This window comes from Micromonospora sp. NPDC049891 (genome assembly GCF_040660295.1).
Taxonomy (GTDB): Bacteria; Actinomycetota; Actinomycetes; order Mycobacteriales; family Micromonosporaceae; genus Micromonospora.
The window spans coordinates 15,276-37,165 of the sequence record NZ_JBFAML010000041.1; the positions used below are offsets into that span (position 1 = coordinate 15,276).

20 protein-coding genes are annotated in these 21,890 nt (G+C 71.7%); 11 read left to right on the forward strand and 9 right to left on the reverse strand.

The annotated features are described in order from the left end of the window. The first annotated feature begins 40 nt into the window (after window positions 1-40). Window positions 41-1,489, forward strand: coding sequence for a GTPase HflX (gene hflX / locus AB0I71_RS30320; RefSeq protein WP_357590457.1), 1,449 nt, complete (start codon window positions 41-43; stop codon window positions 1,487-1,489). 64 nt (window positions 1,490-1,553) lie between these two features. Beyond that, window positions 1,554-3,260 carry a hypothetical protein gene (locus AB0I71_RS30325; RefSeq protein ID WP_357590459.1) on the forward strand — a complete coding sequence of 569 codons (1,707 nt, stop codon included), beginning with the start codon at window positions 1,554-1,556 and terminating at the stop codon, window positions 3,258-3,260. A gap of 48 nt (window positions 3,261-3,308) precedes the next feature. On the opposite strand, the gene lexA is transcribed toward AB0I71_RS30325, so the two are convergent. Beyond that, complete coding sequence (gene lexA / locus AB0I71_RS30330) at window positions 3,309-4,091, reverse strand: transcriptional repressor LexA (protein ID WP_357590461.1); 783 nt, start codon at window positions 4,089-4,091, stop codon at window positions 3,309-3,311. A 555-nt stretch (window positions 4,092-4,646) separates the two neighbouring features. Between lexA and nrdR the strand changes: the two genes are divergently transcribed. From nrdR to AB0I71_RS30345, 3 genes are all read left to right on the forward strand, one after another. After that, a complete protein-coding gene (gene nrdR / locus AB0I71_RS30335; protein ID WP_357590463.1) occupies window positions 4,647-5,147 on the forward strand; it encodes a transcriptional regulator NrdR in 501 nt (166 codons plus the stop codon). Between the two features lie 69 nt (window positions 5,148-5,216). Continuing rightward, window positions 5,217-8,096 (forward strand): vitamin B12-dependent ribonucleotide reductase, encoded by a 2,880-nt coding sequence (locus tag AB0I71_RS30340; protein WP_357590465.1) that lies wholly within the window; start codon window positions 5,217-5,219, stop codon window positions 8,094-8,096. Between the two features lie 320 nt (window positions 8,097-8,416). Then, on the forward strand, window positions 8,417-9,367 hold the full coding sequence (locus tag AB0I71_RS30345) for a DUF2332 domain-containing protein (protein ID WP_357590467.1): 951 nt from the start codon (window positions 8,417-8,419) through the stop codon (window positions 9,365-9,367). Here the strand turns inward: AB0I71_RS30345 and AB0I71_RS30350 are convergent. Next, a complete protein-coding gene (locus AB0I71_RS30350; protein ID WP_357590469.1) occupies window positions 9,351-9,770 on the reverse strand; it encodes a DUF6010 family protein in 420 nt (139 codons plus the stop codon). The genes AB0I71_RS30345 and AB0I71_RS30350 overlap by 17 nt on opposite strands. 83 nt (window positions 9,771-9,853) lie before the next feature. Between AB0I71_RS30350 and AB0I71_RS30355 the strand changes: the two genes are divergently transcribed. Together AB0I71_RS30355 and AB0I71_RS30360 are read left to right on the forward strand one after the other, a co-directional pair. Further along, window positions 9,854-10,837: a helix-turn-helix domain-containing protein gene (locus AB0I71_RS30355; RefSeq protein ID WP_357590471.1), complete on the forward strand. Its 984-nt coding sequence runs from the start codon at window positions 9,854-9,856 to the stop codon at window positions 10,835-10,837. Window positions 10,838-11,055: 218 nt separating this feature from the next. Next, window positions 11,056-12,327: a BtrH N-terminal domain-containing protein gene (locus AB0I71_RS30360; protein ID WP_357590473.1), complete on the forward strand. Its 1,272-nt coding sequence runs from the start codon at window positions 11,056-11,058 to the stop codon at window positions 12,325-12,327. Window positions 12,328-12,427: 100 nt separating this feature from the next. Here AB0I71_RS30360 and AB0I71_RS30365 read toward each other — a convergent pair whose 3' ends face one another. Both AB0I71_RS30365 and AB0I71_RS30370 read right to left on the reverse strand, forming a co-directional pair. Beyond that, window positions 12,428-13,639, reverse strand: coding sequence for a DUF6596 domain-containing protein (locus AB0I71_RS30365; RefSeq protein WP_357590496.1), 1,212 nt, complete (start codon window positions 13,637-13,639; stop codon window positions 12,428-12,430). 53 nt (window positions 13,640-13,692) lie between these two features. Beyond that, entirely contained in the window at window positions 13,693-14,034 is a 342-nt protein-coding gene (locus AB0I71_RS30370; RefSeq protein WP_357590475.1) for a YciI family protein, read from the reverse strand. A gap of 91 nt (window positions 14,035-14,125) precedes the next feature. On the opposite strand from AB0I71_RS30370, the gene AB0I71_RS30375 reads away from it, so the two are divergent. After that, window positions 14,126-14,365 (forward strand): DUF5522 domain-containing protein, encoded by a 240-nt coding sequence (locus AB0I71_RS30375; protein WP_357590477.1) that lies wholly within the window; start codon window positions 14,126-14,128, stop codon window positions 14,363-14,365. 42 nt (window positions 14,366-14,407) lie between these two features. Here AB0I71_RS30375 and AB0I71_RS30380 read toward each other — a convergent pair whose 3' ends face one another. Then, on the reverse strand, window positions 14,408-15,097 hold the full coding sequence (locus AB0I71_RS30380) for a metal-dependent transcriptional regulator (protein ID WP_357590479.1): 690 nt from the start codon (window positions 15,095-15,097) through the stop codon (window positions 14,408-14,410). A 100-nt stretch (window positions 15,098-15,197) separates the two neighbouring features. Between AB0I71_RS30380 and AB0I71_RS30385 the strand changes: the two genes are divergently transcribed. From AB0I71_RS30385 to AB0I71_RS30395, 3 genes are all read left to right on the forward strand, one after another. Continuing rightward, the gene (locus AB0I71_RS30385; RefSeq protein WP_357590482.1) at window positions 15,198-16,061 is read left to right on the forward strand and encodes a sulfurtransferase; all 864 of its coding nucleotides are present in this window, start codon (window positions 15,198-15,200) and stop codon (window positions 16,059-16,061) included. A gap of 114 nt (window positions 16,062-16,175) precedes the next feature. Then, complete coding sequence (locus tag AB0I71_RS30390) at window positions 16,176-17,357, forward strand: acetoin utilization protein AcuC (protein WP_357590484.1); 1,182 nt, start codon at window positions 16,176-16,178, stop codon at window positions 17,355-17,357. 12 nt (window positions 17,358-17,369) lie between these two features. Beyond that, window positions 17,370-19,928 carry a GNAT family N-acetyltransferase gene (locus AB0I71_RS30395; RefSeq protein WP_357590486.1) on the forward strand — a complete coding sequence of 853 codons (2,559 nt, stop codon included), beginning with the start codon at window positions 17,370-17,372 and terminating at the stop codon, window positions 19,926-19,928. A gap of 12 nt (window positions 19,929-19,940) precedes the next feature. Here the strand turns inward: AB0I71_RS30395 and AB0I71_RS30400 are convergent, their stop codons facing one another. The 4 genes from AB0I71_RS30400 to AB0I71_RS30415 form a co-directional block, all read right to left on the reverse strand. Then, a complete protein-coding gene (locus AB0I71_RS30400) occupies window positions 19,941-20,348 on the reverse strand; it encodes a VOC family protein (protein WP_357590488.1) in 408 nt (135 codons plus the stop codon). Beyond that, a complete protein-coding gene (locus AB0I71_RS30405; protein ID WP_357590490.1) occupies window positions 20,345-20,836 on the reverse strand; it encodes an SRPBCC family protein in 492 nt (163 codons plus the stop codon). The genes AB0I71_RS30400 and AB0I71_RS30405 overlap by 4 nt, the downstream gene beginning before the upstream one ends. Beyond that, window positions 20,833-21,204, reverse strand: a complete 372-nt coding sequence (locus AB0I71_RS30410; RefSeq protein WP_357590492.1) for a metalloregulator ArsR/SmtB family transcription factor — start codon at window positions 21,202-21,204, stop codon at window positions 20,833-20,835. Before AB0I71_RS30410 ends, AB0I71_RS30405 begins: the two co-directional genes overlap by 4 nt. A 119-nt stretch (window positions 21,205-21,323) precedes the next feature. Beyond that, on the reverse strand, window positions 21,324-21,890 hold a 567-nt coding region (locus AB0I71_RS30415; RefSeq protein ID WP_357590494.1), incomplete at its 5' end, for a sigma-70 family RNA polymerase sigma factor.

Below are 21,890 nucleotides of genomic sequence, written 5' to 3' on the forward strand. Positions count from 1 at the left end.
GATTGCTCGGTACATGCACAGAACGGACAGGAGAGATCGCTTGCGAGACCAGGAGACCTACGTTCCCATCCCCGACGACGAGCTCGACACCACCACCGGTGAGTACGAGCTCTCCGAACGGCAGGCGCTGCGACGGGTCCCCGGCCTCTCCACCGAGCTGACCGACGTCACCGAGGTCGAATACCGACAGCTCCGGCTGGAGCGGGTGGTCCTGGTCGGCGTCTGGACCGAGGGCACCCAGGTCGACGCGGAGAACTCCCTCACCGAGCTGGCCGCGCTGGCGGAGACCGCCGGCTCGCAGGTGCTCGAAGGGCTCATCCAGCGACGCAACCGCCCCGACCCGGCGACCTACATCGGTCGCGGCAAGGTCGACGACCTCAGCTCGATGGTGCTCTCCGCCGGGGCCGACACGGTGATCTGCGACGGCGAGCTGTCCCCGTCCCAACTGCGCAACCTGGAGCAGCGCACCAAGGTCAAGGTGGTCGACCGGACTGCGCTGATCCTCGACATCTTCGCCCAGCACGCCAAGAGCAAGGAGGGGCGGGCACAGGTCGAGCTGGCCCAGCTGGAATACCTCCTGCCCCGGTTGCGCGGCTGGGGTGAGACGTTGTCCCGGCAGACCGGTGGGTCCGGTCGAGGTGGCGGTGCCGGCGGCGGCGTCGGCGTCCGTGGTCCCGGTGAGACCAAGCTGGAGACCGACCGCCGGCGCATCCGCCACCGCATCGCCCGGCTTCGCCGGGAGATCAAGGCCATGCGGACGGTACGCGAGACCAAGCGCGCCCGCCGTACCCGCAACGCGGTGCCCGCGGTGGCGATCGCCGGCTACACAAACGCCGGAAAGTCCAGCCTGCTCAACCGCCTGACCGGGGCGGGCGTGCTTGTCGAGGACGCGCTGTTCGCCACGCTCGACCCGACCACCCGCCGGTCCACCACGTCCGACGGGCGGGTCTACACCCTCAGCGACACCGTGGGATTCGTCCGGCACCTGCCGCACCAGATCGTCGAGGCGTTCCGGTCGACGCTCGAGGAGGTCGCCGAGGCGGACCTGGTCGTGCACGTGGTCGACGGCGCCCACCCCGACCCGGAGGAGCAGGTCCGGGCCGTCCGCGAGGTGCTCGGTGAGGTCGGCGCGGACCGGCTGCCCGAGCTGCTGGTGGTCAACAAGACCGACGCGGCCGACGAGGAGACCCTGCTCCGGCTCAAGCGGCTCTGGCCCGAGGCGGTCTTCGTCTCCGCACACAGCGGCCGCGGCATCGACGACCTACGCGAGACGATCGAGCGGCGGTTGCCCCGCCCGGCGGTCGAGGTGCGCGTGGTGCTGCCGTACGACCGGGGCGACCTGGTGGCCCGCCTGCACCGGCAGGGCGAGGTGCTCAGCACCGCCCATCTGCCGGAAGGGACGATGCTGCACGTACGGGTCAACGAGGCACTCGCGGCCGAACTCGCCCCGTACGACGACACGGCGCAGGCGGTCCGTACCGCCGGGTGATCGCCTGCGGTGACCGCACTGCCGCGTCACCCGTAGGAAACCTGCGGCATGCGACACTTCTTTCATGCTCCGCACTGTTTCCTCCGTCACGGTTGCCCTCGGCCTGGTCGGGGCCACCGTGGCGGTCACCGGTGCCGCGCTCACCGCGCCCGGCTCGACCCCCGCCAAGGCAGCGTCTCCCGTGGTGGCGGCGCCTCCGGCCGCCGCGGTGGGGCCGCCGGTCACGGCGGCGGGAAAGAAGCAGTGTTCGGTCACCGACTCGCGGCTGCGTGAGCTGTCCGGCCTGGTCGTGACCAAGAACGGCTACATCGTCATCAACGACAGCACCGACCAGGACGACCGCAAGCAGGTCTTCTACCTCAACAAGGACTGCCAGGTCGTCCGCGAGGTCCCCTACTCCGGCGCGGGCCCGTTCGACACCGAGGATCTCGCCGTCTCACCGGACGGCAAGACGCTGTGGATCGCCGACACCGGCGACAACGTGACGAGCCGCGAGCGTCGCGAGCGGGTGGCGGTCTGGAGCATGCCGATCGGCGGCGGCAGCCAACCGAAGCTGCACCGACTGTCGTACCCGGACGGAAAGCCGCGCGATGCCGAGGCGCTGCTGATCGGCGACGACAAGCTACCGTTGATCATCACCAAGGTCACCGCCGGCAAGGCTGAGATCTTCACCCCGGACGGGCCGCTCAAGACCGGTGACACCGAGCCCGTGCCGATGAAGAAGCTCGGCGACATCGAGCTGCCGAGGACGGACACCGAGAACCCGCTGAGCACCTTCGGCCGAGTCGCGATCACCGGTGCGGCCCGATCCCTGGACGGCTCCCGGGTGGTCCTGCGTACCTACGCCGACGCCTTCGAGTACGACGTGCAGAACGGCGACATCGTCACCGCCCTCACCACCACCACGCCCCGGGTCACCCCACTGGCCGACCCGTTCGGCGAGGCGATCGCCTACTCGACCGACGGTAAGACGTTCCTGACCGTCTCCGACGCCGGTCACCTGGAGGACGACGACCCCGTCAACATCCTCAGCTACACCCCCTCGACGGAGGGGCCGAAGCAGTTGGCGAACGACCCCGACGCGGCACAGAAATCCGGGCAGTCGTTCCTCGACGGATTGACGCCGACCGACATCATGTACCTGATCGCCGCGGTCGGTGTGATCGGCGCCTTGCTTGTCGGCGCGGGCATTTTCGGCATCCTGCGCGCCCGTAAGCGCCCGGCACCGGCCGGCCGGAACCGCGACGGCGACGATGACGCTGACGGACCGGGCCGCAAGAGCGACGGCTTCGGCTCGGCCCAGGACCGGGGCCGGGGCGGGGTGTACGGCGGAGCGCAGTCCGGTGGCGTCTACGGCGGCTCGCCGGCTGGCGAGCGGCCCGGCGGTGGTGCCCGCCCGGGCGGTGGCGTCTACGGCGGCGGGGGCCGACCGGCCGCCGGCAACGGTGCTCGTCCGGGGCAGGGCGGCGGTGGCGTCTACGGCGGTGGTGGTGGCCGGCCCGGCGGTGAGGGTGCTCCCGTCTACGGTGGGCGGCCGGGAGGTGGTCGCCCGTCCGGTGGCGGTGGACGCCCTGGCGGCGGTGTCTACGGCGGCGGTGGGGTGCGCGGCGGACAGCCCGGCGCTGGCGGGCGCGCGGAGCCACCCCGACGTGGTGGCCCGGCTGAGCCCGACTACCGGGGGCGGCGCTCCGGCCGCTACCGGGAAGACGACGGCGAGCCGTACGGTCAGGTGCGCGGCGGCAACTACGGCTACCGGGGCGACAGGTACTGACGAGGCGACCGGCACCGGCCTCGGGCCGGCACCGGTCGGACCGCCGAATCAGATGCGGCGCAGTACCGCGACCACCCGGCCCATGATGGTGGCGTCGTCGCCGGGGATCGGGTCGAAGGCCGGGTTCTGCGGCATCAGCCAGACGTGACCGTCACGTCGACGGTAGGTCTTCACGGTCGCCTCGCCGTCGAGCATGGCGGCGACGATTTCACCGGAGTCCGCGGTCGGCTGCTGCCGGACGACCACCCAGTCGCCGTCGCAGATCGCCGCGTCGAGCATCGAGTCACCCTTGACCTGGAGCATGAAGACCTCGCCCTCGCCGACCAGCTCACGCGGGAGCGGGAAGACGTCCTCCATCGACTGCTCGGCGAGGATGGGCCCACCGGCGGCGATGCGACCGAGCATCGGCACGTAGGCCGGGGTGGGCCGCTGGGAGCGGCTCAGCTCGTCGTCGACGTCGTTCGGGGAGCGGACGTCGACCGCCCGGGGTCGGTTCGGGTCGCGCCGGAGGAAGCCCTTCTTCTCCAGCTCCTTGAGCTGGTAGGCGACGCTGGACGGGGAGACCAACCCGACCGCCTCGCCGATCTCGCGCACACTCGGCGGGTAGCCGTGCCGCTCCACCCAGGTGCGGATGAAATCCAGGATGCGTCGTTGCCGGGCGGTCAGGTCGACGGTCGCCGGGTCCGGGAAGCTGCTGACCACCGGCGTCACCGGGCGCACGGCCGGCTGACCGGAGCGGGCACGGGTGACGCTCCGGCGTCGGGCGGCCGGAGGGCCCGCCTCGATGCTCTGCTGCGGGCTCTGTGGCCGGTTGGCCCGGTCCTCGGTCACGTCCGTCCTCCCTGGTCGGCGCTGGGTGCCTCGGCGGCTCGTGGTGCGCACGGTGATCTGCTGACCGGTGGGTCGACCATGGTCACCTCCGGCTGTTCATGACCGTATAGGTGAGATCGGTCTTTTTCAAACATCTGTACGACCTTCTGCCGCGTGTCGATGCGGAAAATCATCACGGCTCCGAGTCCGTACTGATAAATAGTACTGGTGTTCGAGCAGGCGGGAATTGTCGATGCTCGCGTCGGGCCGGCGGTAACCGGCGCGGCTGGTTCGCGTTGGGTTCTCCGGTTGCCGGAGAACTGGTGGTGCGGGTGGGGTCAGGGGTGACGCGCCGGACACGCCGGCCAACTTGACCCCGGATCGTCGGCGGCATACGGTCGACCCCTAGATGTAGTAGTCACATGGGCGTAAGTTGCCTACAGGTTGGGTTCGACTACCGACCGCACTCCCGTACCGCCGAGCTGGCGGCCATCCCTGTGGGGGATGGCTCCGGCTTATCGAGGCGTGCCCGGAGGGCGGGCGGGCGGACCTGTGGTCGATCGAGGAGGTCGGGCGATGCGGTGTCCGTACTGCCGGCACGCCGACTCCCGGGTGGTCGACTCGCGGGAGGCCGACGACGGCCAGCTGATCCGACGGCGGCGGGCCTGCCCCGAGTGCGGCAAGCGGTTCACCACCGTCGAGGAGGCGGTGCTCGCCGTGGTCAAGCGCAGCGGCGTGACCGAGCCGTTCAGCCGGACGAAGATCATCGGCGGGGTGCGCAAGGCGTGCCAGGGCCGGCCGGTCGACGAGGATTCGATCGCGCTGCTGGCGCAGCGGGTCGAGGAGACCGTCCGGGCCAAGGGGGCCGCCGAGATCCCCAGCCACGAGGTGGGGCTGGCCATCCTGGGCCCGTTGCGGGACCTGGACGAGGTCGCCTATCTGCGGTTCGCAAGTGTCTACCGGTCGTTCGACTCGCTCGCCGACTTCGAGCAGGAGATCGAGATGCTACGGGCCGCCGCGCGCGCCCGGGAGGGCGCCGGTGCCGAGGCGGCCAGTGCCGCCGGCCACGCGCAGTGAGTTTCTTTCAGCAGTACCAGTGACAGTCGGATCGCGCGGCGGGCCCGCGCGGACGAGGGGGCGGATGAGATGCCGGGGGACGGTGTGACGACAAGCAGGTCACGAAGCAAGGCAGGCGCGGGGCTCAAGGTCGAGCGGGTCTGGACGACCGCCGGGGTGCACCCGTACGACGAGGTCGCCTGGGAACGCCGCGACGTCGTGATGACGAACTGGCGGGACGGCTCGATCAACTTCGAGCAGCGGGGCGTGGAGTACCCGGAGAGCTGGAGCGTCAACGCGGCAAACATCGTGACCACCAAGTACTTCCGGGGTGCGGTGGGGACCCCGGAACGTGAGTGGTCGCTCAAGCAGTTGATCGACCGGGTGGTCACCACCTACCGCACCGCCGGTGAGGAGTACGGCTACTTCGCCTCCCCGGCCGACGCCGAGGTGTTCGCGCACGAGCTGACCTGGATGCTGCTGCACCAGGTGTTCAGCTTCAACTCGCCGGTCTGGTTCAACGTCGGCACGCCCTCACCCCAGCAGGTCAGCGCGTGTTTCATCCTCGCCGTCGATGACTCGATGGACTCCATCCTGGACTGGTACAAGGAGGAGGGGTTGATCTTCAAGGGTGGCTCCGGTTCCGGGGTCAACCTGTCCCGGATCCGTTCCTCCCGGGAGCTGCTCTCCTCCGGCGGCACCGCCTCCGGCCCGGTCAGCTTCATGCGCGGCGCCGACGCCAGCGCCGGCACCATCAAGTCCGGCGGCGCCACCCGGCGGGCGGCCAAGATGGTCATCCTCGACGTCGACCACCCGGACATCGAGGAGTTCGTGGTCACCAAGGCGCGCGAGGAAGACAAGATCCGCGCGCTGCGTGACGCCGGGTTCGACATGGACCTCGGCGGTTCCGACATCGTCAGCGTGCAGTACCAGAACGCCAACAACTCGGTCCGGGTCTCCGACGAGTTCATGTCGGCGGTGGAGAACGACGGCACGTTCGACCTGCGCGGCCGGCTCGACGGCTCGGTGATCGACACCATCGACGCCAAGAACCTGTTCCGCACCATCTCCCAGGCCGCCTGGGAGTGCGCCGACCCCGGCCTCCAGTACGACGACACCATCAACGACTGGCACACCTGCCCGGAGACCGGCCGGATCACCGCGTCGAACCCGTGCTCGGAGTACCTGCACCTGGACAACTCCTCGTGCAACCTGGCCTCGCTGAACCTGATGAAGTTCCTCCGGGCCGACGGTGGCTTCGAGGTGGAGAAGTTCGTCAGGTCGGTCGAGCTGGTGATCACCGCGATGGACATCTCGATCTGCTTCGCCGACTTCCCGACCGAGAAGATCGGCGAGACCACCCGGGCGTACCGGCAGCTCGGCATCGGCTACGCCAACCTGGGCGCCCTGCTGATGGCCTCCGGCCTGCCGTACGACTCGGACCAGGGTCGTTCGCTGTCCGCCGCGATCACCTCCCTGATGACCGGCACGGCGTACCGCCGCTCGGCCGAACTGGCCGGCATCGTCGGCGCGTACGACGGCTACGCCCGCAACGCGGAGCCGCACAAGCGGGTGATGCGCAAGCACGCCGCCGCCAACGACGAGATCAAGCCGTCCGGCACGGTGGCCACCGCCGTGGTCCGCGAGGCCACCAAACAGTGGACGCTCGGCAACAAGATCGGCGAGAAGAACGGCTGGCGGAACTCCCAGGCCAGCGTGCTCGCGCCGACCGGCACCATCGGTCTGATGATGGACTGCGACACCACCGGCGTGGAGCCGGACCTGGCGCTCGTCAAGTTCAAGAAGCTGGTCGGCGGCGGCTCGATGCAGATCGTCAACCAGACCGTGCCGCGCGCCCTGCGCTCCCTCGGGTACCCGGAGGAGCAGGTCGAGGCGATCGTCGAGCACATCGCCGACCAGGGCCACGTGGTGGACGCCCCCGGCCTCAAGCCGGAGCACTACCCGGTCTTCGACTGCGCCATGGGCGAGCGTTCCATCGCGCCGATGGGCCACGTGCGGATGATGGCTGCGGTGCAGCCGTTCATCTCCGGTGCCATCTCCAAGACGGTCAACATGCCGGAGCAGGCCACCGTCGCCGACGTCGAGAAGATCTACTTCGAGGGCTGGAAGCTCGGCCTGAAGGCGCTGGCGATCTACCGGGACAACTGCAAGGTCGGCCAGCCGCTGTCGGTGGCGAAGAAGAAGACCGCCGAGCCGGAGGCGACCGCCACCGCTGTCGAGCCGGTGGTGGAGAAGGTCGTCGAGTACCGCCCGGTGCGCAAGCGGCTGCCGAAGAAGCGCCCCTCGGAGACGGTCAGCTTCTCCGTCGGTGGCGCCGAGGGCTACCTCACCGCCTCGTCGTACCCCGACGACGGCCTCGGCGAGGTCTTCCTCAAGATGTCGAAGCAGGGCTCGACGCTTGCCGGCGTGATGGACGCCTTCTCGGTGGCCATCTCCATCGGCCTGCAGTACGGCGTCCCGCTGGAGACGTACGTCAGCAAGTTCACGAACATGCGCTTCGAGCCGGCCGGCATGACCGACGACCCGGACGTGCGGATGGCCGCCTCGGTGATGGACTACATCTTCCGTCGCCTGGCACTGGACTTCCTGCCCTACGAGCGCCGCGCCGAACTGGGCATCTTCACCGCCCAGGAGCGGGCCGCCCAGTTGCGGGCCGAGGCCGAGGCGGAGGCGAACGGCACGGACCTCACCGCGATGGCCGCGTCCGCTCCGGTGGAGAGCAAGCCGGAGGAGCCGAAGGCCGGCCCGGTCGCCCAGCCGGCCCAGGAACTCGCCGACGTCGCCGCGGTCAAGCCGGCGCCGTCTGTCGGTTCCAGCACCGAGCTGCTGGAGGCCGTGATCGGCAAGGCCGCCGACGCGCCGCTCTGCTTCACCTGCGGTACGAAGATGCGCCCGGCCGGTAGCTGCTACGTCTGCGAGGGCTGCGGCTCCACGAGCGGTTGCAGCTGATCCAAATAGACGAACGAGCCCCGGGCGGACCCCCGCCCGGGGCTCGTTCGTCTCTCAGGATCTTGGACCGAAACCGCCCTCCCAGGGGCGCTCTCGTACCAAGATCGGTCGAGCCTCTCGTCGGTGCGTGCACCACCCGCCAGTGCTGGTCGGCGTCGACGCGTTCCCGGGGCGGCAGTGTGTCGAATCGTTCCTCGCTGCGGCACACATAGCAGTCCACCCACCGCACGGTATCGACCGACGACCACCAAGGTCCCGTGACGAGCGGGGGCGATGGAGGTCACGGTTCAGAGTGAGCGTGTTATTGGGATGATCGGGCCATGACGATCGCTGAGCGCTACGTCAGGTTCGCCGAGCGCGAGGCGCGTGGGGTTTCTCCCTCGTACGAGCGGCTGGCCCGCGCGGTGTCCCGCGACGAGGAACTGCTCAGCCTGCTCGGCACCCTCCCGGAGGCCAAGCAGCAGCCGAACCTGTTCTTCGGCGTGGTCCGCCTGCTCGGTGGGCCGGTCGATGAACCGGCCGCGTTCCGTGACTACACGCTGGCCAACTGGTCGGCGGTCGCGGCGGAGATCCGTTCCCGGGTCACGCAGACGAACGAGGCCGGCCGCTGCGCCGTACTGCTGCCGTTGCTCGCGGCGTTGCCACAGCCGCTGGCGCTGCTGGAGGTAGGTGCCTCCGCCGGACTCTGCCTCTACCCGGACCGGTACGCCTACCGGTACGCCGGCAGCGCATCCGGTGGCCACCTGATCGGCGCGGGGGAGCCGGTGCTCGATTGTGTGGCCACGAACCTGACGCCGCCGGAGCACCGGCCGGAGGTGGTGTGGCGGGCCGGCCTGGACCTGAACCCGCTCGACGTCGCCGATCCGGCCGACGTGGCGTGGCTCGACGCCCTGATCTGGCCGGAGAACGAGCATCGCCGGGACCGACTGCGGGCGGCGGCCGCAGTCGCCGCCGCCGACCCGCCGCTGCTGGTGCGCGGCGACCTGGTCGACGACCTGCCGGCGCTGGCCGCGCAGGCCCCTGCCGATGCCACCCTTGTGGTCTTTCACACAAGCGTGCTCTACCTGGTGCCGGCGCCGCGCCGGGCGGCCTTCGCCGAGACGGTACGCGAGCTGCCCGGTCACTGGATCGCCAACGAGGGGCCGGCGGTGCTGCCGTACACCGGGCTGCCGCAGCCGCCGAGCGACACGCACCTCAACGTGCTCGCGCTCGACGGGCAGCCCCTGGCCTGGACCCGGGGCCACGGGCAGGGGATCACCTGGTTCGGGTAATCGCCACGGACTGAGCTGACCGGAGGCGGAGCAGGTCACGGACCGACCAGCCACCGGTCAGGCACCACAGCGCGATGACCGGGTCGCAGATCGCGCAACCGAACGACGAGTCGTGGGCGAAGGGGATTATCGGGTTGCCCTTCAGGTGGTGGACGACGTCCCAGCCGGTGTGCAGCAGCCAGCCGACGCCGATCCACCGCCACGACTCCAGCCCACGGAACGCCACGTAGACCAGCACGGCCACGAACGGAAACTCCCACACACCGAGCCCGCCGCCGCTGAGGTACGCCGCGCCCGCCCCCGCGATCATGACGGCGTTGAAGCGGCGGCGGTGCGGTTCCCGGATCAACGAGTTGAGGCAGACGTAGAGGACGCCGATGAGCAGCGGCACGACGATGTTCATGAGCGGTGAATCTAGGTACCGGCGGCGGTGTCGAGCAGGGGCCGGCGAGCCATCGACCGACGGGTTCTCGCCAGAATGGGTGGATGCACCGGGTGATGGTCGTCGCGTACGACGGTGTGGTCCCGTTCGACCTGTCCGTGCCGGTCGAGGTGTTCGGCCGGGCCCGACTGGCCGACGGTCGGGCCGCGTACCAGGTTCGGGTCTGCGGGGCGACCGACGAGGTCCGGGCCGGCGCGCTCGGCCTGCGGGTGCCGTACGACCTGTCTCTGCTCACCGAGGCGGACACCGTGGTCGTACCGGGGATGGCCGACCTGGACGCGCCGCTGCCGGAGCCGCTCCGCGCGGCGCTGGCCGGCAGCCCGGCCCGGCTGCTCTCGATCTGCACCGGCGCCTTCGTGCTGGCCGCCGCCGGTCGACTCGACGGCCGGCGGGCCACCACCCACTGGGCGGCCGCTGCCGAGCTGGCCCGCCGGTACCCGACGGTCGTCGTCGACCCGGACGTGCTGTTCGTCGAGGACGATTCGGTGTTCACCTCGGCCGGTGCGGCCGCCGGGCTCGACCTCTGCCTGCACGTGGTACGCCGCGACCACGGCGCCGCCGTCGCCGCGGAGACCGCCCGTAGCTGCGTGATGCCGCTGGAACGGGCCGGGGGACAGGCGCAGTTCATCGCGTACGAGCCACCCACGCCGGTCGGGCACAGCCTGGCGCCGCTGCTGGAGTGGTTGACCGACAACCTGCACCGCCCGCTCACCCTGGCCGAGATCGCCGCGTGGGCGACGATGAGTCCGAGGTCGTTGAGCCGGCACTTCCGCGACCAGACCGGCACCACGCCGATGCGGTGGCTCAGCCGGCACCGGGTCCGTCGGGCCCAACACCTGCTGGAGCGCAGCGACCAGCCGGTCGAGCGGATCGGCGAACTGGTCGGCTTCACCTCGCCGACCGCCTTCCGAACGTGCTTCCGGCAACTTGTCGGCGTCAGCCCCCGCGACTACCGGGCGACCTTCCCACCCCCGGTGTCCCGAGACTCCGGCGGGGGCCGGCTCGACTCGCGGACCGTGCCCGCCTGACAACGAGCGGGGGCGTGCGGGCGGCTGCGGTAGGGTATGCGTGGCGCGCCCCCGCGCCCGACCTCCAGACCCGGTGCCCACGCCGCCGGGCGATCGCGGAGGCAAGGGGTCCACGGCCTCGGGGGAGCACGAGACTGGTTTGCGAATGTCCGGTCGTTGGCCGTCGCACCGTCGCGGGCGTGGGTCGGGCGGGTCGGCGAGCCGCAGACGAGGACATCATGACCAGCGACAAGCATCTCAAGGCCCGCATTCGTGCCCGCATGGCCAGGACCGGCGAGCGCTACGCCGAAGCGCGCCGGCACATCGTGGGCCTCGGCCGCGAGCACACCGACCACGGGTACGCGCTGCGTGGCGGTGTCCACCCCGAGACCGCGAACATCACGAACGTGCTGCACCACCACGGGCGCGAGATCTCCGAGGCGATGGTGCTCGGAGTCGGCGGCGGCCTCGGCGCGGGCTACATCCTGTGGGAGTTCGCGGCGCATGACGCCCCCGTGCTGACGCTCGGGTTCCGGCACCGGTGGAACTACCTGGACTGGACCGACGCGACGCTGACCCGGCTCGGTGTGCCGTTCCGGGCGGAGCGGACCGGCGGGGCGAGGAAGGCCCAGGCAGCGCTGACCGCAGCGCTCGAGGCCGGACACCCGGCGATCGTGGTGCCGGACCGGCAGTTCGTCGGCTACTGGCATCTTCCCGCGCACCTCGACGGACTTGGCGGTCACCAGGTGGTGGCGTACGCACACACCGGTGGCGGGGTCCGGCTCGATGATCGGAACCTCGGTCCGCTTACCGTCGACAGTGCCCGCCTGGACCGGGCCCGGGCCCGGGTCGGCTCGTACCGGAACTGTCTGTGGGAGATCGAAGGTCCGGGCGGTACGGATCTCGCGGCGGCAGTGCTGGCCGGACTCGGTGACTGTCTCGCTGGCCTCGGCGGGTCCTCGACGTCGTTCGCCCTGCCGGCCTGGCGCAAGTGGGCCAGGTCTACCGCCGACGTGAGGGCGGCGAAGGGATGGCCTACCGTTTTCGCGGGCGGCACGGGAGTGGTCGGCGCGCTGCTGTCCATCTGGGAGGGAGTGGAGCCGGTGGGCGCCACCGGCGGGCACCTGCGTGACCTCTACGCCCGCTTCCTCGACGAGGCGGCCGTCCTGCTCCGCGCTCCGGATCTGACCGCCTGCGGGGATCGTTTCCGCGAGGCGGCAGCGGCATGGCACGCGGTGGCCGAGGCGGCGCTCCCCGCCGACGTACCCGATTACCGGCAGCTGCGGGAGTTGAGCGCCGATCTCGCGGCGGCTGTCACGCTCGGCGACGAGGGTGACGGTGAGCGCTCGGCCTCCGCCGCTGCGCTCTGGGCCGCCCGCGCGGAACTCGACCGGCGGCCACCTGTCGATCCTGACTTCCCCGCCCTGGCGACCGCGATCGAGACGGCCTACGAGACCGAGTCGGTAGCGGTGGACCAGCTACGAAACGCGGTCCGGTCGCTCGTGCCGTGACCTCGCCCGCTCTGGCGCGCCGATCATGCACGTGCTGCGACGAGGGCGTCGACGGTCTCGGCGACGAGCAGCGCATGACCGGCGAGCCGGGGGCCGGCGGTCAGCGGGTTAGTTCGCCCAGGCGGGTGGTGAGAAAGTCGCGTTCGGCGTCGTTGTCGACCAGGTCGATCGCGGCCCGGTAGTCCTGCGCCGCCTCGGCGTCGCGGCCGAGCCGGCGCAGCAGGTCGGCCCGGATCGCCGGCACGTAGTGATAGCCGGTGAGTCGCGGGTCCTGGGCGACGGCGTCGACCTCGGCGAGCGCCACGGCCGGTCCGTCCACCATCGACACCGCCACCGCCCGGTTCAAAGCGATCACCGGCGAGGGCCAGCGGTCCAGCAACACGCCGTAGAGCTGGATGATCTGCGGCCAGTCGGTCGCCTCGTAGCTGGGCGCGAGGGCGTGCAGCGAGGCGATGGCGGCCTGCACCGCGTACCGGCCGGGCCGTCCGGTGCGGAACGCGTCGAGCACCAGGCGGCGTCCCTCGTCGATGGCGTCCCGGTCCCATCGGGAACGGTCCTGGTCCTCCAGCCGCAGCAGCCGGCCCTCGGCGTCGGCACGGGTGGCCCGGCGGGCGTCGGTGAGCAGCAGCAGCGCGAGCAGCCCGCGTACCTCCGGTTCGTCGGGCATCAGGGCGGCCAGCATCCGGGCCAGGTGCAGCGCCCGGTCAACCAGGTCGGCGCGGATCAGGTCGGCGCCGGTGGGCGCGGTGTGTCCGGTGGTGTAGAGCAGGTGTACGACGGTGAGCACCGCGTCCAGCCGTTCGGGCAGTTCGGCGGCCTCGGGGACCCGGTAGGGAATCCGGGCGGCGGCGATCTTCTTCTTGGCGCGGGTGACCCGGGCCGCCATTGTCGGTTCGGGGACCAGGAAGACGCGGGCGATGTCGGCGGTGCTGACCCCGCAGACCAGGCGCAGGGTGAGCGCCACCTGGGCCTCCCGGGCGAGCGCCGGATGGCAGCAGGTGAAGACCAGGCGCAGCCGGTCGTCCGGCACGGCGACCTCATCCGGGATGTCCGGTTCGGCCGTGTCCGGCTCCACGAGCAGCGGCAGTTTCGCGCGCAGCACCTGCCGTCGGCGCAGCACGTCGAGGGCCTTTCGCCGGGCCGTCGCGGTGAGCCAGGCACCGGGTCGGTCCGGTACGCCGTCCCGGGCCCACGCCCCGAGCGCGGCCACGTACGCCTCCTGAACGCTCTCCTCGGCGAGGTCGAAGTCACCGGCGACGCGGGCCGTGGCGGCGAGTACGAAGGCCCACTCGCGGCGGTGTGCGTCCGCCACGGCCCGCTCGGCCTCGGCGGTCGCGGACCGCACGACGCTGCGCTCGCCGTCACTCACTCGACGGGCGGCTCGAACAGCGGCCGGACCTCCACCCCGCCGTCAATCGTGGCCGGGTTCAGCTTGGCGATCTGCACCGCGGTGTCCAGGTCCGGTGCCTCCAGGACGAAGAACCCGGCGACCACCTCCTTGGCCTCGATGAACGGGCCGTCGGTGACGAGATCGCCGCGTACCGCGGTGGCGGTGGTGCTCGGTTGCAGAGCGAAGCCCGTGACGATCTGCCCACCCAGCTCGGCCACCTGCGCGGGGTACCGCTCCAGCAGGGCGATGTAGTCGGGGGTGAGCTCCATCGGATCGGCCGGTGCCGGCGAGAAGATCAGGACTGCGTACTGGGCCATGGTGTCTCCTTCGTCGACTTCATCCTCTGTCCCATCGATGGACGGGGCCAGTGCGGATCGACGCCGCCCGGGAAAACCTAGACTGCCCGGGATGAGTGGAGAACGACGGCCCCTGGCGACGCGGCCCCTGACCGAGCCGCACCCGTCGCGGTTGCCGCTCGATCACCCCGGCCGGCAACGCATCCTCACCGTGCACGCGGCCGCCCTGGCTGCGGGCGACGCCGGCTACCTCGACCCGGACACCGGGCTGTTCGTCCTCACGGCCGGGTTCCTGGCCGGTCGGGGCACCTGCTGCGGCCGGGGCTGTCGACACTGCCCGTACGTGAGTTGAGCGGCTGTAGACAGGGCGGTGGAGGCGCGTCACCGCCGCTGCTCAGGCGGCGGCGACGAAGACCCGGGAGGCGATCTCGCGGGGCAGCCGGACGCTCTCACCGGAGCGGTCGATCGACACGGCATCGCGTTCCTGCGCCACAGTCACCGTGGCGCCGGGGTCGACGCCGGCCGCGTGCAGTTGCCGGAGCACCTCGGCGTCGGTCTGTACGCTCTCGCAGATCCGCCGTACGACGACGGTGCCGGTCAGGCCGGGGAAGGCCAGGTTGCGCTCGCCGTCGGTCGGCTCGGGCTCGGCCTGACCGGGTGAACCCAGCTCCGCCAGGCCCGGGATCGGGTTGCCGTACGGCGACCGGGTCGGCCGGTTGAGCAGGTCGTAGACGCGCTTCTCAACCGCGTCGCTCATCACGTGCTCCCAGCGGCAGGCCTCTTCGTGGGCCTCCTCGTAGGGCATCCCGATCACGTTGACCAGCAGCAGCTCGGCGAGCCGGTGTTTGCGCATCACCGAGACGGCGGTGCTGCGTCCCTGCTCGGTGAGGCTCAGGTGCCGGTCACCTTCGACGGTGAGCAGGCCGTCGCGTTCCATCCGGGCGACGGTCTGGCTGACCGTGGGACCGCTCTGGCGCAACCGTTCAGCGATCCGGGCGCGCAACGGAGGCACACCCTCCTCCTCGAGTTCGAGGATCGTACGCAAGTACATTTCGGTCGTATCGACCAGGTCGTGAGACTTCATGGTGTCAGCGGCCCTCCAGGCCCTCGATGGTACCCTCCCGGACCCCGCACGTCTGTCGCCGAACCGTCGGGCATGTCACTCATGGTGTTGACTGAAGCTCATGTCCGCTACTGAGGATCTTCTGGTCGAGGCCGACCGGCTCGCCGCCGAACTCGATGGATTCGACCCGCCCACCCTGCTCGACGTCCGCTGGCGCCTGGCCGGACCGCCCGGGCGGGAGGACTATCTGGCGGGGCACCTGCCGGGTGCGGTCTTCGTCGACCTGGACACCGCGCTGTGCGGCGCTCCCGGCCCGGCCGGGCGGCACCCGCTTCCTGATCCGGTCGCGCTGGAGGTGGCGTTGCGGACGGCCGGGGTGCGGGCCGGCCGTCCGGTGGTGGTGTACGACGGCGGCGACGGGATGTCGGCGGCCCGGGCCTGGTGGACGCTGCGCTGGGCGGGGCACCGACCGGTCCGGCTGCTGCACGGTGGCTACCCGGCCTGGACGGCGGCCGGCCTGCCGGTCAGCACCGACCAACCCGTTCCGGCGCCGGGCGACGTGACCGTCCGCCCGGGAGCCCTGCCGGTGCTGGACGCAGCGGCCGCCGCCCGGCTGGCGGCCGGCGACGGCGTCCTGATCGACGTGCGGGCCGCACCTCGCTACCGGGGCGAGCACGAGCCGATCGATCCGGTCGCCGGCCACGTCCCCGGCGCGGTGAACCTGCCCGCGCCCGAGTACGTCACCGACGGTCGTTTCCCGGTCGCCGAGGCGCTGCGGGACCGCTTCGCCTCCGTCGGCGTGGCCGCCGAGGCTCCGGTCGGGGCCTACTGCGGCTCGGGGGTGACCGCCGCCCAGGCCGTGCTCGCGCTCCACCTGGCCGGCCGCACGGACGCCGCGCTCTACGTCGGATCGTGGAGCCACTGGGTCGCCGACCCGGACCGGCCGGTCGCCACCGGCCCGACGCCGGACCGGCCCGACGCCTGACGGTCCGTGGCCGGGGTCGCCCGACCGGTGTCCGTGGCCGTGCCGCCGGGGCGCCTGACCCGCGTGCGGCCCGGTGGCCGGGCCGTCGGGCGACCCTCGTGCGACCATGGGCAGATGTCCGACGACACGGTGGTGGTGTGGGACGAGTCCCTGCTCGCCTACGACCTCGGTGACCACCCGCTGGATCCGGTGCGGGTGGAGTTGACCATCGCGCTCGCCCGGGAACTGGGCATCCTGGAACGGACCGGGGTGCGTCTGGTGCCGCCGGCGCCCGCCGACGACGCCCTGCTCACCCGGGTGCACGACCCGCGCTACCTGGACGCGGTGCGGATCGCGCCGCGCGATCCGCTCTTCGCCGGGTTCGGTCTGGGCACTTCGGACAATCCAGTTTTCGACGGGATGCACGAGTCCAGCGCGCTGGTCGCCGGGGCCAGCGTGATCGCGGCCGAGGCGGTCTGGCGGGGTACGGCCCGCCGGGCGGTGAACGTCGCCGGCGGCCTGCACCACGCGATGCCCGCCCGAGCCGCCGGGTTCTGCGTCTACAACGACCCGGCGGTGGCCATCGCCCGGCTGCTCGACCTGGGTGCCGAGCGCATCGCCTACGTCGACGTCGACGTGCACCACGGCGACGGGGTGCAGCAGATCTTCTGGGACGACCCACGGGTGCTGACGATCAGCCTGCACGAGACTCCGCTGGCCCTGTTTCCCGGCACCGGTTTCCCGGACGAGACCGGCGGCCCGAACGCCGCGGGCACCGCTGTCAACATCCCGTTGCCGCCCGGCGTCGAGGACGCCGGTTGGCAGCGTGCCTTCCACGCGATCGTGCCGTCGGTGCTGCGGGCGTTCCGCCCGCAGCTTCTGTTCACCCAGTGCGGGGCGGACGCCCACCGCGTCGACCCCCTCGCCGATCTGCACCTGTCCGTCGACGGGCAGCGCGCCACCTACCTGGCGTTGCGGGCGCTCGCCGACGAGCTGTGCGACGGACGCTGGGTGGCCACCGGCGGCGGCGGGTACGCCCTGGTCGAGGTGGTGCCCCGGGCCTGGACGCATCTGTTGGCGGTGGCCACCGGCGCGCCGTTGGATCCGGCGACGCTCACCCCGCCGGCCTGGCGGGAACTGGCCATGGCCCGCCGGCCCGGCTTCGACGTGCCGCTGCGGATGACCGACGACGTGGACCCGGGGTACGAGCCGTGGCAGCCCACCGGGGAGCCGAGCGCGGTGGACCGGGCGATCGCGGCGACCCGGAAGGCGGTCTTCCCGCTGCTCGGTCTAGACCCACACGACCCCCGTGACTGACTGAGGTCCGAGGTGACCACCGCCGAACAAGCCGTGGACGTGCTGCTCAGCGACGGCAGCACGGTCCAGTTGCGACCGATCGATCCGTCCGACGCGCCCGAGATCGTGGCGATGCATTCCCGGTTCTCCGAGCGCACCCGCTACCTGCGCTACTTCTCGCCGTACCCACGGATCCCGGAGCGGGACCTGCACCGCTTCGTCAACGTCGACCACCGCGACCGGGAGGCGTTCGTGGTGCTGGCCGGCGACCGGATCGTCGCCGTGGGCCGCTACGAGCGGCTCGGCCCGCAGTCGCCCGACGCCGAGGTGGCCTTCGTCGTCGAGGACGCCTACCAGGGGCGGGGCATCGGCTCGGTGCTGATGGAACATCTCGCCGACGCCGCCCGCCGGGCCGGGATCGTCAACTTCGTGGCCGAGGTGCTGCCGGCCAACGGGCAGATGCTGCGGGTCTTCGCCGATTTCGGGTACCAGATCCAGCGTCAGTTCGCCGACGGGGTGGTGCATCTCAGTTTCCCGATCGCGCCCACCGAGGCGACCCTGGAGGTGCAGCGCGGTCGGGAACACCGCACCGAGGCACGGTCCATCGCCCGACTGCTCGCCCCGCGTGGCGTCGCCGTCTACGGCGCCAGCGCCACCGGTCAGGGTGTCGGCGCGGCGGTGCTCGGACATCTGCGCGACGGCGGGTTCACCGGGTCGGTGGTGCCGGTGCACCCGAGCGCCGCGCGGGTGGCCGGGCTGCCCGCGTACCCGTCGGCCGCCGATGCCGGGCTGCCGGTCGATCTGGCGGTGGTGGCGGTACCGCCGGAGGCCGCCGCGGATGTGGTCGCCGACGCCGCGGCAGCCGGGGTGCACGGCCTGGTCGTCATCTCCGCCGGCTTCGCCGAGGCCGGCGTCGAAGGTGCCGCCGCGCAGCGGGCCCTGGTCCGGGCGGCCCACGCGGCGGGCATGCGGGTGATCGGCCCGAACTGCCTGGGGGTGGCCAACACCGACCCGGCGGTACGCCTCAACGCCACCCTCGCCCCGCGTCTCCCGGTGCCCGGCCGGGTCGGCATCTTCAGTCAGTCGGGAGCGTTCGGCGTGGCGCTGCTGGCCGAGGCGGACCGGCGGGGACTGGGCCTGTCCAGCTTCGTCTCGGCCGGCAACCGGGCCGACGTCTCCGGTAACGACCTGTTGCAGTACTGGCAGGACGATCCCGGCACCGACGTGATCATGTTGTACCTGGAGACCTTCGGTAACCCACGCAAGTTCGCCCGGCTGGCCCGGCGGATCGGCCGCGACAAGCCGGTGGTGGCGTTGGCCTCACCCGCCCGCCCGCCGGGGGTGGGCGACGCCACCGGCCCGGACGCCACGGCCGTCAGCGCGCTGTTCGCCCAGTCCGGGGTGATCCGGGTGGACACCGTCAGCGAGCTGCTCGACGTCGGGGTGCTGCTGGCCAACCAGCCGCTGCCGGCCGGCAACCGGGTCGGCGTGGTCGGTAACTCCTCGGCGCTGACCGGGCTCGCGGCCACCGCCTGCGCGGCCCAGGGTCTCACCGTCGCCGACGGCTACCCCCGTGACGTCGGGCCGAGGGCCAGCGCGGCCGAGTTCGCCGAGGCGTTGGCCGGGGCCGCCGCCGACGACTCGGTCGACGCACTTGTGGCGCTCTTCGCTCCGCCGCTGCCCGGCCAGTTCACCGGCACCGAGGCCGACCTCACCGCCGCCCTGCCCGCAGCGCTGTCCGGTGGCAAGCCGGCGGTGGCCACCTTCCTCGTCGGCCGTGCCCCGGCGGGAATGCCCTCGTACCCGAGCGCGGAGGAGGCGGTCCGGGCGCTGCGCCGGGTCACCGCGTACGCGCAGTGGCTGCGCCGGCCGACCGGCAGCCTGCCGGAGCTGTCCGGTGTCGACCCGGAGGCGGCACAGGCGGCGCTGCGGGCCGACGACACCGACGCGGAGGCGTTGCTGGCCGCGTACGGCATCGACGTGGTCAGGTCGGTGTCGGCCGCCTCGGTCGACGAGGCCGTCGAGGCGGCCACCCGGCTCGGGTTCCCGGTGGCGCTCAAGGCCGCGGCGCCGGGGCTGCGGCACCGCCTCGACCTCGGTGCGGTCCGCCTGGACCTGCCGGACGCCGCCGCCGTACGCCGCGCCTGTTCGGAACTGGCGGTGGCCTTCGGTGCGGAGGTCCTGGTGCAGCCGATGGTGCCGCCCGGGGTGGCCTGCGTCGTGGAACTGGTCGAGGATCCGGCGTTCGGGCCGGTGGTCGGGTTCGGGCTCGGTGGGGTCGCCACGGAACTGCTCGGTGATCGGGCGTGGCGGGCGGTGCCGTTGACCGACCGGGACGCCGCCGAGTTGGTCGACGCGCCGCGGGCGGCGCCGTTGCTCCGTGGCCATCGCGGGGCCGCGCCGGTGGATCGCACCGCCCTGGCGGACCTGCTGCTGCGGGTCGGTCGCCTCGCCGACGACCAGCCCCGGGTACGGGCGCTGACGCTGAACCCGGTGCTCGCCCGGCCCGACGGTCTGTCCGTGCTGCACGCGAACGTCCGCATCGGCTCCGCCGCCGCGCCTCGCCCCGACACCGGACCGCGTCGGCTGTGAAGGAGCGGGCGGTCAGGCTCGGCTGGAGATCTGCTGCACCGCCCAGGCGTTGCCGTCCGGGTCGGCGAAGAAGACGAAACCGACGTTGTCCAACGGGTCCGGCACCGGACGCGGGTTCTCGCCGAGCACCTGGATCTCACTCACCTCGACGCCCCGTTCGAGCAGTTCGGCGCGGGCCTTGCCCAGGTCCGGCACGACGAGTTGAAGGCCCTTCAGCGACCCCGGCGGCATCTGCGGCACGGCACCCTTGCCGATGACGATCGAGCAGCCCGATCCGGGTGGGGTCAACTGCACGATGCGTACGTCGTCGCTGATCACCGTGTCGTGGTCGACGGCGAAACCGAGCTGGTCGGCGTAGAACGCCTTGGCCCGGTCCACATCGGAGACCGGTACGACCACCACTTCCAACGTCCAGTTCATTCCTGTCCTCCTGTTCTCGTCGCCAGCAGTCCGGCGAGTCGGGTGAAGCTCTCGGTGACCCCACGGACCATCGGGTACCGCAGGGCGGTGTCGCGTCCCTCGGGGGTGGCGTAGCGCAGGGTGGTGGTGACGGTGGTCCGCCCGGCGAGCTCGGTGAACGTGTGGCTGACCAGGGTCTCGCCGGGATAGGACTGGTCGTCGAAGCGTTCGGTGCAGACGAGTTCGTGCGGCGCGGTGACCGTCCGGTAGACCCCGCGCTGGACCATTCGTTGCCCGTCGGGGCCCTGTGACTCGAACCGCCACCACCCGCCCACCCGCAGGTCCACCTCGCAGCCGACCAGCTGCCAGCCGCGCGCGCCGTACCAGCGGACGAGCAGGTCAGGGCGGGTGAAAGCGGCGAACACGAGGCGCGCCGGGGCGTCGAAGACCCGGCTCAGCACGATGTCCCGATCGCCAGGCGTGTCAACCACCAGATGGTCGTCGATCACCGTGTCGCACCGCCGTCCGGTGCGTCGGTGGCGCCTTGCCCGTGCTCGGCCGAACGCAGCTCGTCGAGCAGCGCGTCGAGACGTTGGTAGCGCTCGGCCCAGTGGTCGCGATACGCGGCGAGCCAGGCGGTGGCCTCCCGCAGTGGCGCGGCTTCGAGGCGGCACGGGCGTCGTTGGGCGTTCCGTCCCCGGCTGACCAGCCCGGCGCGTTCCAGCACGCGCAGGTGTTTGGACACGGCCGGCTGGCTCATCGCGAAGGGCGCGGCGAGTTCGGTGACGGTGGCCTCGCCGTTCGCCAGCCGGGCGAGAATGGCCCGCCGCGTCGGGTCAGCGAGGGCGGCGAAGGTGGCATCCAGGTCGGTGAGCACGGCATATAACCTTCCGGTTTGATAACCAACAGGTTTCTACCGGGTAGGTGCCCAGGTCGTCAAGCCGGGACACACATCGGCCCCGGCGAACCGCCGGGGCCGATGGCCGTACGCTCAGCTCAGCAGGCGTACGCCTCCAACCGCTGGGCCCGCTCCGGGGCGCGTAGCTTGAGCAGCGTCACCTTCTCGATCTGCCGGATCCGCTCGCGGGAGAGACCGAACTCCCGGCCGACCTCGTCCAGGGTGCGTTGCCGGCCGTCGTCGAGGCCGAACCGCAGCCGGATCACGGCCTGCTCGCGCTGCGAGAGCGTGGCCAGCACGATGCTCACCTCGTTGCGCAGTTCGCCCTGGGTGGCGGCGTCACCCGGCCCGGCGGCCGGGTCGACGGCGGCGACGAAGTCACCGAGGGCGCTCTCACCGTCCTCGCCGACAGCCTGGTCCAGACTCACCGGCTCCCGGTCGTACGAGATCAGCTCGATCACCTGGAACTCCGGCACGTCGAGCGCGCGGGCCACCTCGGCGACCGTGGGTTCCCGGCCCAGCGACACCGCCAGTTCCCGCCGGGCGCGGACCATCCGGTTCACCTGCTCCACCATGTGGACCGGGATGCGGATGGTGCGGGCCTGGTCGGCCATGGCGCGGGTGATGGCCTGGCGGATCCACCAGGTGGCGTAGGTGGAGAACTT